This window comes from Actinoplanes sp. CA-252034, assembly GCF_050956125.1.
Taxonomy (GTDB): Bacteria; Actinomycetota; Actinomycetes; order Mycobacteriales; family Micromonosporaceae; genus Actinoplanes.
On sequence record NZ_CP191846.1, the window covers coordinates 6,474,574 to 6,486,380 of the forward strand.

Genomic DNA, 11,807 nt, shown 5'->3' on the forward strand with positions numbered 1-11,807 from the left:
GCCTCAGGTCACCAGGGGATCTGCCGACCTTCTCCTCGATGAAGTGGACCCCGTGGACGGCGTACGTCGTGTTCACCGTGCTGGTGCTCACGGCGTACGCGTCCGCCCTGATGACCGCCGCGCCGGTCGCCGTCGTCAGCCTGCTGTCGCTGGCGGCGATGGCGGGCGCGATCACCGCCATGCTGTACGGCCTCCGCCGCCACCGCCCGGCGTCGCGATGGCCGTGGCTGCTGATCATGGCCCAGTTGCTGGTGACGGTCACCCCGGCACTGCCGCCGAGCGTGCTCGCGGGCGGCGCCCATCCGACGGTCACCGATGCGCTGCTGCTGGCCAGCTCCGGGGTCGGCGCGCTCAGCCTGGTGCTGATCCTGCGGCGGCGCACCCCCGGGTGGGACCTGCCCGGAGTGGTCGACGCCGGGATCATCACGGTAGCCGCCTGGCTGCTCTCCTGGATCCATGTGATCCATCCCGCGGTCGGCGGCGCCGCCGACCTCACGGCCCGCACCGTCATCGCCGCCTACCCGCTGTCCGACCTGCTGCTGGCGACGCTCGGCGCACGGCTGCTGCTGGACGCCGGCCCGAAGTCGGTCGCCGTCCGCTGCATCACCGGCTACCTCGCACTGATCATCGTCCCGGACACGATCAGCTCCGTCTCCGCGTTCTCCGGCGACGACCGGTGGATGCCCCTGGCCTATCTGCTGTGGACCGCCTCGACCCTGCTGCTCGGGCTCACCGGCCTGCACCCGTCCCTGCGCGACGTGGACGCCCGGGCCCCGACCGCCACCCCCGACCTGAGCACCGGCCGGCTGGCCGCGCTCGCGCTGGCGTCCCTGGTCGCCCCGGCCGCCCTGCTCGTGCAATACCTGCGCGGCGCGCCCCTGCACGTCCCGGTCGTCTGCGCCTCCTGCGCCGCCCTGTTCCTGCTGGTCATCGCCCGTCTGGCCGGGCTCGTCGTGACACAGCGGCGGATGGCGGCGACCGACGAGCTGACCGGGCTGCGCACCCGCCGCCACTTCCAGGTGGCACTGAACAGCCCGGCACGGCAGCGATCGGCCGCCGCGGTCCTGCTGCTCGACATCGACCACTTCAAGAACGTCAACGACACGTACGGCCACGACGGCGGCGACCGGGTCCTGCGCGAGGTCGCCCACCGGCTCACCGGCGCGGTCGGCGCTCAGGGCATGGTCGCCCGCTACGGTGGTGAGGAGTTCGCGGTCCTGCTGCCGAACGTCACCCCCGACCAGGCCCGGGCCGTCGCCGAGCGGATCCACGTCGCCGTCCGCGACACGCCGGTCGAGGTCGGGCCGGACACGGCCGTCACCGTCACCACCTCGGTCGGCATCGCCTGCCGCCCGGCCGACGGCACCGAGTCACAGCACCTCACACTCCTCGCCGACCAGCGCCTCTACGAGGCGAAAGCGGCCGGCCGGGACCGGGTCGTCGGCTACTCCACGCCGGTCGCGGCGGTGGCGGCCTGATGACGGGCGGCCAACTCGACGTAGACCGCGGCGTTCGCGGCGATGGCGGCGTGCTCGTCGGCGCTGGTCTCCCGGCGCACCCGGCCCGGCGCGCCGAGCACCAGTGAGCCGGCCGGGATCGTGACACCCTCCGGGATCAGCGCGCCGGCCGCGACGATCGAGCGGGCGCCGATGTGCGCCCCGTTCATCACGATCGCGCCCATGCCGATCAGCACGTCGTCCTCCACGGTGCAGCCGTGCAGCACGGCACGATGGCCCACGCTGACGTTGGCGCCGACGGTCACCGGATAACCCGGATCGGCGTGCACGACCGTGCCGTCCTGAAGGTTCGTGCCCGCGCCGATGCTGATCGTGTCCAGGTCGGCGCGCACCACCGTGTGATACCAGACGCTGCTGTCCGGGCCGAGCGTGACCCGGCCGGCGACGACCGCGCCGGGCGCGATCCAGGCGGTGGGCGCGACGTGCGGGGCGTGGCCGTCGATCTCGATCACAGCGTGATCGTACTGGCCGGGCGGTTCCGGCTCACGGCCGCCGCCGGGCAGGGAGTGCCGCCGTCCCCCTGACCGGCCGGTCGTCGCGAACCGCGGTCAGGGCATCAGCGGTAGCGCGGCACAGTTGGAGGACGCCTTCGAGCCGGCCAGCCGCCGGGCTAGCCAGTCGACCGCCGTGCCCTGGTCGGACAGCAGCGGGCCGAAGTGATTGAGCAACGGGCTCACCGTCCACGGCAGCGCGACCGGGGCGTAGACGACCGAGCCGCCGAGGCGGCACCAGGCGGCGGCCATGGTCCGGGCCTGGCCGTGCGGCACCAGGTTGTCGAAGACGCCGGTCGCCACCCGGACCACGCCGGCCGGCTTGCGGGTTCCGATCAACTGCTTTCCGAGGTACGCCCGGAGCGCCGGCTCGGCATCGACGATGTCGGCGACGGACTGGCCGTTCGTCGTCCAGGCGGTACTGCGCCGGCCCGCGTACGCGAAGATCGCGTCCCCCACGCACATGGTCGACAGGTCCTCGAGCACGGCCCGGCCGGACGCGCTCAGGTAACGGTCCAGCAGCGGCCGCAGGCCCGGTTCGGACTGGGCGAACCCGTTGACCGACCAGCCCAGCGCGCCGAGCAGCTCGCTGCCGTCGATGGCCTTGGTGACGGCGGCGAGGTCGGCCGGGGGCGCACCGGCATACGTGGCGGTCACGGGGACGTCCGGCGCGTATGTCACCTGCAGCTCGGCCGCCGAGGCCACCGCGCCGCCGCCCTGGCTGTAGCCGTAGAGCCCGACCGGTGACGCCGCGGTGATCGACGTGCCCGGCAGCGCCCGGGCGGCACGGGCGGCGTCGAGCACGGCGTGCCCGGAGTCGACCCGGTTGACGTAGGTGTGCACCCGGTCGGTGGTCCCGAGGCCCGGATAGTCGGTCTGCACGACGGCGATCCCCCTGGCCAGCAGCCGGTAGATGGCCAGCACCTCGTAGCCGATCGACACCGTGGTCTGCCCGTCGTCGGCGCCGAGGACCAGGCCGCGCTGCAGGGCCAGCGAGGTGGAGCACTGATCGCCCTGCCCCATCGTGCCGGGAGCGAGGACCACGAGAGGACGGGGTCCCCGGTGGGCGGCGGCCGGCTCCAGGTACGCGCCGGTCACGGCGACCGGGTTCCCGGTGGAGTCGGTGGACTTGTACATGATCCGGGTGGCCCGGCCGGGCAGGGTGCCGTCGATGCCGGGCAGGGACAGCGCCAGGGGCAGGGGCTCGGTGCGGATCAGAGCGCCGTCGGCCGCCGGCAGCGTCGCGGGTGGCGTGTAGAAGGCGGGAACGGTGACGCCGCGGGAGACGACGGCGGCCTGGGCGGGCAGAGCGGCGCCACCTGTACCGAGGAGCGTGGCGGCGATCAGAGCGACGGAGAAGCGGGTGCGTACGGACATGTACGGCCTCCGGGGGCTCAACACTGGTTACCGGAAGGTAACCAGACGGAAACGAGAGTCTCCAGAGCTTTCATTTCTCGTCTACCCGCAAGCGTGACCTGCGGTTGATCAGCGAATGAGCGGTTCGAGGTGGCCTCTTGCGCGCGGCGGGGGCGCGCGGACCGTACCGAAGAAGGTCTCCGTCGCCGGGATAGGGTGACCCGGTGGCCGACATGCGTGTCCGGGAGGCCTATGCCTCCGTCGCCGGGCTCTACATCGACCTGTTCGGCACCGAGGACAAGGTGCACGGTGACGACCTCGCCCTGATCGGACGTCACCTGACCGGGAGGCCCGGGCCGGTGCTGGATCTCGGGTGCGGGCCGGGCCACATCAGCGGCCATCTGCGCGGTCGGGGTGCCGACGCGATCGGTGTCGATCTGGTGCCGGAGTTCATCGCGCACGCGCGGGCCGCCCATCCGGGCGGCGACTACCGGGTGGGCTCGCTGACCGGCCTGTCGTTCGCCGACGGCTCGGTCGGCGGCATCCTGGCCTGGTATTCACTGATCCACCTGCCGCCGCCGGAGCTGGACGGGGTGCTGGCCTCGTTCGGGCGGCTGCTGTCGCCCGGCGGCGGTCTGGTGATCGGGTTCTTCACCGGCGACGCCGTGGAACCGTTCGACCACAAGGTCACCACGGGCTACCGCTGGCCGCCCGACGAGCTGGCGGCCCGGCTGGCCGCGGCGGGTTTCGTGGAGACCGAACGGCTGCTGCGTGCGTCCGACGGCACGCACCGGCCGCACGGGGCGCTGGCCGCGACCTACCGCGGGCGCCTGTCCGGCGACGGCACGTTGGCCGTGCGCGCCGGCCTGCCCCTACGCTCGTGAGATGAATCCGCATCCCGGTGAGCCGCACGACACCGGCCTGTCCGGGCGGCTCAACCGGCTGCGGGCCGGCGTGCTCGGCGCCAACGACGGCATCGTGTCGACGGCGGGCCTGGTGATCGGGGTGGCCGGGGCGACGACGGCCACCGGGCCGATCGCGACGGCGGGTGTGGCCGGTCTGGTGGCCGGCGCCGTGTCGATGGCTCTCGGGGAGTATGTGTCGGTCAGCAGCCAGCGTGACACCGAGCGGGCCCTGCTGGACAAGGAGCGCGACGAGCTGGCCCGGTTCCCGGAGCAGGAGCTGGAGGAGCTGGCCGCGCTCTACGAGGCGAAGGGCCTGAGCCCGGACACCGCCGGGCTGGTGGCCCGGGAGCTCACGGAGCGGGACGCGTTCGCCGCGCACGCCGACATCGAGCTGCATCTGGATCCGGCCGAGCTGGCCAGTCCGGGGCAGGCGGCCGTCGCGTCGGCGGTGTCGTTCACCGCCGGTTCGCTGCTGCCGCTCGGGGCGATCCTGCTGCCGCCGCCGGGGATCCGGGTCGCCGCCACCTTCCTGGTGGTCCTGCTGGCGCTCGCCGCCACCGGCTACCTGAGCGCCCGCCTCGGTGGCGCCCGGCCGGGCCGCGCGGTGGCCCGGCTGGTGCTCGGCGGGGCGGCGGGCATGGCGGTCACCTACGGCGTCGGCACGCTGGCCGGTGCGGCCGTCGGCTGACCGGGCGTACTCTTCGGGCCGTGGGGCTGCGGTTCGGGACACGGCGATCGGATTCGCCGTGGGTGGACAGCGTGTGGACGTGCACGAGCGATCGGGTCACCACGATGACGTCGGTCGCCGGGGTGCGCTGGGGGCTGGTCTTCTGGGAGCGGGCCGGGCGGGCGTTCGCGGGCGTCACCGGCCCGGAGACCCGGACCGGCACGGCCCCGGTGCCGGAGGGGGCGACCTTCACCGGCATCGAGTTCGCCGTCGGCACGTCGTTACGGGCGATCGCCACCCCGGCTCTGGTCGACGGTGGCATCGAGCTGCCCGACACAACGCGGCGGACGTTCCGGCTGGACGGCTCCCGCTGGGCGACCCCCGGGCCCGACGACGCCGAGGCCCTGGTCGACCGGCTGGTCCGGGCCGGGATCGTGGTCCGCGATCCGCTCGTCGCCGAGCTGCTGCGCGGTGGGCGCCCGGCCGTCTCGGGGCGCACCGTCGAGCGCCGGTTCCGCGCCGCGACCGGGATGACCCGGGGCGCGGTCCGGCAGATCGAGCGGGCACGCACGGCGGCGGAGCTGCTGGCCGCCGGCGAGCCGGCCGGGGAGGTCGTCACCAAGCTGGAGTATTTCGACGAGCCGCACCTGGCCCGGGCGCTGCGCTCCTACGTGGGCCGGACGGCACGGCAGCTGCGTGCGGGCGTCGGCGGCGCGATCGCCCTCGACCTCGATCAGCGCCGGACGTCGTAGACCAGCTTGAGGATCCCGTTCGGGTAGCTCTGCGACTCGCGCAGCGTCAGCATGTGCTTGTCGCGGTCGGCCCGGCCGAACAGGCTCTTGCCGGCACCGAGCAGCACCGGGAAGACCAGCAGGTGATAGCGGTCGATCAGGCCCGCGTCGGACAGCCGCCGCGCCAGCTCGGCGCTGCCGTGGATGAAGATCGCGCCGCCCTCGCCCGCCTTGAGCGCGGCCACGTCCTCGGCCGAGCGCAGGATCGTCGTCGGCCCCCACCCGTCGACCAGAGCGCCGTCGGCCAGCGTCGACGACACCACGTATTTGGGCAGGTCACGGTAGGCGGCATGGTCCTCCGAGCCGGGCCAGGCCGACGCGAACGCCTCGTAGCTGCGCCGCCCGAACATCAGAGCCGTGGTGTCGGCGAGCTCCTCGCCCTTCAGCGACCAGGCCTCGGGGACGAACTCCAGGTCCTTGAACACCCATCCGCCGCTGCGGTGCCCCTCCTCCGTTCCGCCGGGTGAGTCGACGACGCCGTCCAGCGACATGAAACCGGTGTAGACGAGGTCACGCATTGTCTCTCCTCCTGCCGGGGCGGGCTGCCGGGTCCACGCTAGAGCGCCGCCGGGCGCGCGTCTTGGACGGAAACGACAGCGGTGGGTGGTACTGAGGGTCCTACCGTGCAGCGGTCTCTGGATGACCCGGCCACGGCGGCGGAGGGTGGGGGCATGTCAAAGACCGTTTTCATCACCGGCGCCAACAAGGGGCTCGGCTTCGAGGCCGCCCGCAGGCTCGCGCAGCTCGGGCACACCGTTCTCGTCGGGGCGCGCGACGCCGACCGGGGGCGCAAGGCCGCCGCCGAGGTGGGTGGCCGGTTCGTGGCCATCGACGTCACCGACGACGCCTCGGTGGCCGCGGCGGCCGCCGATGTCGCCGCCCACGAGGGCCACGTCGACGTGCTGATCAACAACGCCGGGATCTCCGGCCCGCAGACGCAGGCCACCGAGCTGCACGCGGACGACGCCACCAGGGTTTTCGACACCAACGTCATCGGCATCGTACGAACGACCGGCGCGTTCCTCCCGTTGCTGCAGGCCGGCACCGACCCGGCCGTCGTGAACGTCAGCAGCGGGCTCGGGTCGCAGGCGCTCACCCACGACCCGGCCCGGGTGGAGTCGTCGGTGGTGGCGCCGCTCTACAACGCGTCCAAGGCGGCCGTCACGATGCTGACGACGCAGTACGCGAAGGCGTTCACCGGCATCCGGTTCAACGCCGTCGACCCGGGATACACCGCGACCGACCTGAACGGGAACAGCGGGCCGCAGACGGTCACCGAGGGGACCGACGCGATCGTGACTCTGGCGACCGAGAGTGTGGAGGCGGGCACCGGCCGCTACCTCGACCGGTTCGGACCGCTTCCCTGGTGAGCTGTCGCCCGTACCTCTGACGGGTATGGCATTTTCTCGGGACATCGAAGAGTGGCGTCGGTGATCTAGGGTCCCCCGAGTGACCCCCGTACTCGAGATATCCGGGCTGCGAAAGACCTATCGCAGCCGTAAAGGTGTCCGGAACGCACTGGACGGCTTCGACATGATCGTCGAAGCCGGCCAGGTGCACGGATTCCTCGGGCCCAACGGCTCGGGCAAGACCACCACTCTGCGTACGCTGCTCGGGCTGATCGAGCCCAACGGCGGCCGCATGGCGATCCTCGGCCGGGAGGTGCCCCAGCATCTGCCGGAGGTCGCCGGACAGGTCGGCGCGATCGTGGAGAGCCCGCAGTTCTTCCCCAACTTCACCGCTGAGCTGACGCTGAGCCTGCTCGCCGACGCCGGCGGCGTGAACCGCAGCCGGGTGCCCGCGGTGCTCGACCTGGTCGGCCTGCGGGACCGCTCCAAGGAGCGGGTGAAGACCTACTCACTCGGCATGAAACAGCGGCTGGCGGTCGCGTCGGCGCTGTTGAAGGAACCGAAGCTGCTCATTCTGGACGAGCCCGCCAACGGTCTGGACCCGGGCGGCATCCGGGAGATGCGCACGCTGATGCGCGACCTGTCCGAATCCGGGATGACGGTGCTGCTGTCCAGCCACATCCTCGGTGAGATCCAGCTGATCTGCGACTCCGTCACGATCATCTCGGCGGGCCGCCGGGTGACCTCCGGTTCGGTGGCCGAGGTGCTGGCCTCGCACAAGTCCGGCATGGTCCGGGTGCGGCTGGAGACGGGCGTGGACCTGTTGGAGGCGGCGAAGGCGCTGCGGGAGGCGGGCGCCCAGGTGACGTTGGAGAACGACCACTTCACCGTCGCGAACGCGTCCAACCCGGCCCTGATCACCAAGGTTCTGGCCCAGCGTGGTGTCTACGTCAGTGAGCTGACCCCGGTCTCCGCCGACCTCGAGGACGTCTTCCTCGAGCTGACCGGCACGGCGCCGGTCGCCGGGCAGAACCGGCAGGTCGACGAGTCCGCGATCAGCGGCGCCAAGAACGGATGGGGCCAATGAGCCTGGCACGTGCGGAGACCCGGCGCCTGTTCCGGCGCCGCTTCACCTCGGTGATCCTGATCGGCGTCCTGCTGATCCTGGCCGCGACCGTGGTCGGGAGCTTCCTCAGCACTCAGAAGGTCGGCCCGGCGCAGGTGGCCTCGGCGAAGGCCGAGGCGGAGCGCAACTACCAGGAAGCCGTGAAGATGGCGGCCGAGGAGCAGCAGCGCTGCCTCGAGGCCAACCCGACCAACGCGGCGGCCTGCCAGCCGTGGACGCCGTCGCAGTCCGACTTCGACTACACCTGGTACATGCCGGAGACCTTCGACCTGAGGGCCGAGTATCCGGACATGATCGCGCTGCTCGCGGTGGTGCTCGCCGCGGCGGGGTTCCTGATCGGCGCGTCCTTCGTCGGCTCCGAGTGGAACAGCGGCGGCATGATGAACCTGCTGCTGTGGCGGCCGCGGCGGCTGCAGGTGCTCGGCACCAAGCTGGCCGTCCTGCTGGGCTGGTTCACCGGGCTGACGCTGCTGCTCGGCGCGCTGTGGACGGGCGCCTTCACGCTGATCGCCCAACTGCGGGGCACGACCGAGAAGATGACCCCCGGGGTGTGGCAGTCGTTCGGCCTGACCGGGCTGCGCGGCATCGCCCTGGTGGTGGTGGCCGCCGCCCTCGGGTTCGCGCTGGCGTCGCTGGGCCGGCACACCGGCATGGCGATGGGCGCGCTCGTCGGCCTCGGAGCGCTGCAGATCGGCGTCTACATCATGGCCCAGCTGGGCGGGGCGAAATACCCGGAGGCCTGGCTCGGACCGGCGTGGATCTACGGATGGATCTTCAAGGAGCTCGAGTTGCCGAACTACAACTCGTGCAACTACTCGTCCGACGGCAACTGCGAGCCGGAGACGTTCACGCTGACGTGGCAGACGGCCGGCATCGGCATGGCGATCATCACGGTGCTGGTCGTGGGCGCGTCGATGTGGGCGATGCGCCGCCGCGACATCACCTGAGCCGTTGACGGGAGAGCCCTCGGGGCTCTCCCGTGCTCAGTCCTGGCCGCAGGTGACGATCATGCACAGGTGCGACCTCGTCAGATGGGTCCGCACCCACGGCAGGAAACAGCACAGGTCCGGCTCGGTGTAGTGGAGATGGTCCATGAACCGCCGGGGCGCCGGACGGACCCGGCGCGGACGGCGGCTGTGCGCCTCCGCCGAGCAGTTCGACATGGCCCGGCCCTCCTCCACGCTCGGTTCCACCAGGTGAATCGTAGGCAGCATCGCTGCTGCGGGGAGAATGAACGGGTGGAACCGCGCCGGCGGGAGCGGCCCGCCGGGCCCACGTTCCCGGCGCTGCTCGGGTAAGGTCCGGGGCAGCGTCGCGTGCCGGTGGCAGACCGTGTCAGGCATGGAGGCGCCCGACCGAAGGAGACCACGATGCTGTCGTGCCCTTCGTCTTCGCGTGTCTGAGCGCGAGACGACCAGGTTCGTGGCCTGGGCTCAAGAAATGCGTGAGGTGCACGCGCGCCTGCGTGCGGCGCTCCGTCTGACCCTCGAGTCGGACGATCTAGCCGTCGACGATCTGCTGCTCTACTGCCGCGGGTTCTGCTCGGCCCTCGACGGCCATCACCGCGGCGAGGACCGCACCCTGTTCCCGGCGATCGCCGCCGCCCATCCGGACCTGCGCCCGGTGCTGCGGAAACTCGAACAGGACCACTCGATGATCGACCATCTGCTCGGTGGCCTGCGGGCCGCCGCGGAGCGCTCCGCCGGGCCGGAGGAGCTCGAACGGCATCTGGAGGGCGTGGGCGCGATCATGGAAAACCATTTCCGGTACGAGGAGCGCATGCTCCTGACCGTGCTGGAGTCCCTCGACCTGCACGTCAGCCCGCAGGAGGCGCTGGGTCCGCTGTGAGGCTCGCGTCCTCCAGCACCAGATGCGGCAACGTCTCGTACCGCGGTTGCTGTGGCAGTCCCGGCGGGAGGACCGGCCGCAGCGCGTCGAACACACGACGGACCGCGGCGTCGTCGTAGTCGAGAGTCGTCCGGGTGGCCCGCAGCAGCAGGCCACCCGGGGCCAACTCGGCGACCTCGGTGAACGCGCCGCTGTCACGCATCGCGGCCGCCCCGCCGAGCACCTTCCCGATCGCGGCGGGGCAGATCGTCACCCAGCCGTAGCCGCGCAGATACCGATGGCTGTCCCGCAGGCTCTCCTCGTCCCGACGCTGCAGCGCGTAGTCGAGATCGGTCGACGGGCCCATCCGGACGCGGTCGGTGATCTCGCCATACCCGAGATCGACCCGATCGCCGACCTGCCGGACCACCCCCACCACGGCGTCGGCGAGCGCGGGCATGACGGTGGGGTCGGCAAGCCGGACGGCGAGGTCCAGTTGAAGGTACGGCTCCTCGTGCTGCCAGGCGCCCAGCCGGACGTCCTCGACCGGCCCGTGCGCCGGATCGTCGCGGTAGCCCCAGGTCACGTGCGCACTCTGCAGGCTCGGATGCAACATCGCCGCCCAGGAGTGGCACCGCACCTTCACGCCGTGGAAGCCGTGGTGAACGCGCCGGAACCGGGGCGCCCCGACCGGGCTGATCATCGGCCCGAGTGCCGCCTCCGCCGCGTCGTGCCACAGCCGGGCGATCTCCAGGTCGGCCTCGTCGAGGTTGACCACCGCCCACAGCACCGGCGGTGGCGGTTCCCCGTTGAGAACCCAGTCCGGCGCCTGCCCCACACCCATGATCGTTCCTCAGTCCGTGGCGAGCCGGCCGCCGAGAAGGCCCTCCCGAGAGGAAGGGCCACCGGGGTCTCAGGCAGAGTCGGTCGAGCCTTCGTGCTGGAGCCTGCGGTTCTCCTCGCGCGCTTCGTCGAGCTGGTCCTCGAGCAGGATGATGCGGCAGGCCGCCTCCAGCGCGGTGCCGGAGTCGACCATCTCACGGGCTCGCACCGCGAGACGCAGTTGGTGGCGGGAGTAGCGGCGGTGCCCTCCGGCGGAGCGCAACGGGGTGACGAGGCCCTCCTCGCCGAGGCGGCGCAGGAACTCCTGTGTGGCGCCGACGATCTCCGCGGCGCGGCCCATCGTGTAGGCGGGGTAGTCGTCGTCATCGAACATGGCCTCGGAACGTGCCATCTAGACCTTTCTGATCCAAACGCGTGACGAGGGCCCCGGCGCTCAAGCGCCGGGGCCCAGGGTTTATGGGTTAAACACCATCAACCGATAGGTTCATCGGTTTTGTCGTATTCGCACACGCCGCCGTGGACGGCTCGTAGTGCGAGGATCGCTGTAGCGTGACCGGAGACCACCTCTCAATCAAAGGCAACTGCGGTGTCCACTTCCGGGCCCGACATCGACCTGGTAGCGGGCGATCCAACGGTGTCCAGCCCTCCCATTCCTCTGAGTTCCGTGTTGCTGTGCTACTTGGTGTTGCCGTGCTACTTGCTCTTCCTTGATTACCGGTATTGCTGGGTTGCTGTCCGCCGGCGTGGAAGCCCCTTGCGATTTCGCGGCCCCCACACGTGCGACGAACCCTGTTGTCACTCGGCGACGGAGAACGGTCTCCATCGCGGTGCCGAGCGAGCCACGAGAATCCGGGCCCTGCTTGACGCTCGGCACGCCTTCGTCAGCGTTTTTACGAAGACCTTGCTGTCAACAAGGACGACACTACCCACGCCTG

The 11,807-nt window shown here is 71.5% G+C and carries 14 protein-coding genes; 8 read left to right on the forward strand and 6 right to left on the reverse strand.

Annotated elements, in window-relative coordinates; translation table 11 throughout:
* Positions 1-38 precede the first annotated feature (38 nt).
* On the forward strand, positions 39-1,478 hold the full coding sequence (locus ACQPZW_RS29915; RefSeq protein WP_433789372.1) for a diguanylate cyclase: 1,440 nt from the start codon (positions 39-41) through the stop codon (positions 1,476-1,478).
* Here the strand turns inward: ACQPZW_RS29915 and ACQPZW_RS29920 are convergent.
* A complete protein-coding gene (locus ACQPZW_RS29920; RefSeq protein ID WP_433789373.1) occupies positions 1,445-1,969 on the reverse strand; it encodes a gamma carbonic anhydrase family protein in 525 nt (174 codons plus the stop codon). The two genes, ACQPZW_RS29915 and ACQPZW_RS29920, sit on opposite strands and share 34 nt — an antisense overlap.
* A 96-nt stretch (positions 1,970-2,065) precedes the next feature.
* The gene (locus ACQPZW_RS29925; RefSeq protein ID WP_433789374.1) at positions 2,066-3,385 is read right to left on the reverse strand and encodes a lipase family protein; all 1,320 of its coding nucleotides are present in this window, start codon (positions 3,383-3,385) and stop codon (positions 2,066-2,068) included.
* A 212-nt stretch (positions 3,386-3,597) separates the two neighbouring features.
* On the opposite strand from ACQPZW_RS29925, the gene ACQPZW_RS29930 reads away from it, so the two are divergent.
* Genes ACQPZW_RS29930 through ACQPZW_RS29940 form a run of 3 tightly spaced genes read left to right on the forward strand, consistent with a single transcriptional unit; the run spans position 3,598 to position 5,688 of the window.
* Complete coding sequence (locus ACQPZW_RS29930; protein WP_433797657.1) at positions 3,598-4,248, forward strand: class I SAM-dependent DNA methyltransferase; 651 nt, start codon at positions 3,598-3,600, stop codon at positions 4,246-4,248.
* 1 nt (position 4,249) lies between these two features.
* Positions 4,250-4,957 (forward strand): VIT1/CCC1 transporter family protein, encoded by a 708-nt coding sequence (locus ACQPZW_RS29935; RefSeq protein WP_433789375.1) that lies wholly within the window; start codon positions 4,250-4,252, stop codon positions 4,955-4,957.
* A gap of 20 nt (positions 4,958-4,977) precedes the next feature.
* The gene (locus tag ACQPZW_RS29940; protein ID WP_433789376.1) at positions 4,978-5,688 is read left to right on the forward strand and encodes a helix-turn-helix domain-containing protein; all 711 of its coding nucleotides are present in this window, start codon (positions 4,978-4,980) and stop codon (positions 5,686-5,688) included.
* Here the strand turns inward: ACQPZW_RS29940 and ACQPZW_RS29945 are convergent.
* A complete protein-coding gene (locus ACQPZW_RS29945) occupies positions 5,670-6,245 on the reverse strand; it encodes a dihydrofolate reductase family protein (protein ID WP_433789377.1) in 576 nt (191 codons plus the stop codon). The genes ACQPZW_RS29940 and ACQPZW_RS29945 overlap by 19 nt on opposite strands.
* A gap of 153 nt (positions 6,246-6,398) precedes the next feature.
* On the opposite strand from ACQPZW_RS29945, the gene ACQPZW_RS29950 reads away from it, so the two are divergent.
* The 3 genes from ACQPZW_RS29950 (at position 6,399) to ACQPZW_RS29960 (ending at position 9,149) form a co-directional block, all read left to right on the forward strand.
* Positions 6,399-7,097, forward strand: a complete 699-nt coding sequence (locus tag ACQPZW_RS29950) for an SDR family NAD(P)-dependent oxidoreductase (RefSeq protein ID WP_433789378.1) — start codon at positions 6,399-6,401, stop codon at positions 7,095-7,097.
* A 79-nt stretch (positions 7,098-7,176) separates the two neighbouring features.
* Positions 7,177-8,163: an ATP-binding cassette domain-containing protein gene (locus tag ACQPZW_RS29955; RefSeq protein WP_433789379.1), complete on the forward strand. Its 987-nt coding sequence runs from the start codon at positions 7,177-7,179 to the stop codon at positions 8,161-8,163.
* Positions 8,160-9,149: an ABC transporter permease subunit gene (locus tag ACQPZW_RS29960; protein WP_433789380.1), complete on the forward strand. Its 990-nt coding sequence runs from the start codon at positions 8,160-8,162 to the stop codon at positions 9,147-9,149. The genes ACQPZW_RS29955 and ACQPZW_RS29960 overlap by 4 nt, the downstream gene beginning before the upstream one ends.
* Before the next feature lie 36 nt (positions 9,150-9,185).
* Here ACQPZW_RS29960 and ACQPZW_RS29965 read toward each other — a convergent pair whose 3' ends face one another.
* The gene (locus tag ACQPZW_RS29965) at positions 9,186-9,395 is read right to left on the reverse strand and encodes a hypothetical protein (RefSeq protein WP_433789381.1); all 210 of its coding nucleotides are present in this window, start codon (positions 9,393-9,395) and stop codon (positions 9,186-9,188) included.
* 202 nt (positions 9,396-9,597) lie between these two features.
* Here ACQPZW_RS29965 and ACQPZW_RS29970 point away from each other — a divergent pair, with 202 nt between their 5' ends.
* Positions 9,598-10,050 carry a hemerythrin domain-containing protein gene (locus ACQPZW_RS29970; protein WP_433789382.1) on the forward strand — a complete coding sequence of 151 codons (453 nt, stop codon included), beginning with the start codon at positions 9,598-9,600 and terminating at the stop codon, positions 10,048-10,050.
* Here ACQPZW_RS29970 and ACQPZW_RS29975 read toward each other — a convergent pair.
* Both ACQPZW_RS29975 and ACQPZW_RS29980 read right to left on the reverse strand, forming a co-directional pair.
* Positions 10,019-10,873: a hypothetical protein gene (locus tag ACQPZW_RS29975; protein ID WP_433789383.1), complete on the reverse strand. Its 855-nt coding sequence runs from the start codon at positions 10,871-10,873 to the stop codon at positions 10,019-10,021. The two genes, ACQPZW_RS29970 and ACQPZW_RS29975, sit on opposite strands and share 32 nt — an antisense overlap.
* 69 nt (positions 10,874-10,942) lie before the next feature.
* The gene (locus ACQPZW_RS29980; protein WP_433789384.1) at positions 10,943-11,263 is read right to left on the reverse strand and encodes a MerR family transcriptional regulator; all 321 of its coding nucleotides are present in this window, start codon (positions 11,261-11,263) and stop codon (positions 10,943-10,945) included.
* Between the last annotated feature and the right edge of the window lie 544 nt (positions 11,264-11,807).

Bases quoted from the DNA above. Each gene is read 5' to 3' on its own strand.
- ACQPZW_RS29915 (WP_433789372.1), top strand. From the start codon at position 39: ATGAAGTGGACCCCGTGGACGGCGTACGTCGTGTTCACCGTGCTGGTG.
- ACQPZW_RS29935 (WP_433789375.1), top strand. From the start codon at position 4,250: ATGAATCCGCATCCCGGTGAGCCGCACGACACCGGCCTGTCCGGGCGG.
- ACQPZW_RS29945 (WP_433789377.1), bottom strand. From the start codon at position 6,245: ATGCGTGACCTCGTCTACACCGGTTTCATGTCGCTGGACGGCGTCGTC.
- ACQPZW_RS29980 (WP_433789384.1), bottom strand. From the start codon at position 11,263: ATGGCACGTTCCGAGGCCATGTTCGATGACGACGACTACCCCGCCTAC.
- ACQPZW_RS29930 (WP_433797657.1), top strand. From the start codon at position 3,598: ATGCGTGTCCGGGAGGCCTATGCCTCCGTCGCCGGGCTCTACATCGAC.
- ACQPZW_RS29925 (WP_433789374.1), bottom strand. From the start codon at position 3,385: ATGTCCGTACGCACCCGCTTCTCCGTCGCTCTGATCGCCGCCACGCTC.
- ACQPZW_RS29950 (WP_433789378.1), top strand. From the start codon at position 6,399: ATGTCAAAGACCGTTTTCATCACCGGCGCCAACAAGGGGCTCGGCTTC.
- ACQPZW_RS29975 (WP_433789383.1), bottom strand. From the start codon at position 10,873: ATGGGTGTGGGGCAGGCGCCGGACTGGGTTCTCAACGGGGAACCGCCA.
- ACQPZW_RS29960 (WP_433789380.1), top strand. From the start codon at position 8,160: ATGAGCCTGGCACGTGCGGAGACCCGGCGCCTGTTCCGGCGCCGCTTC.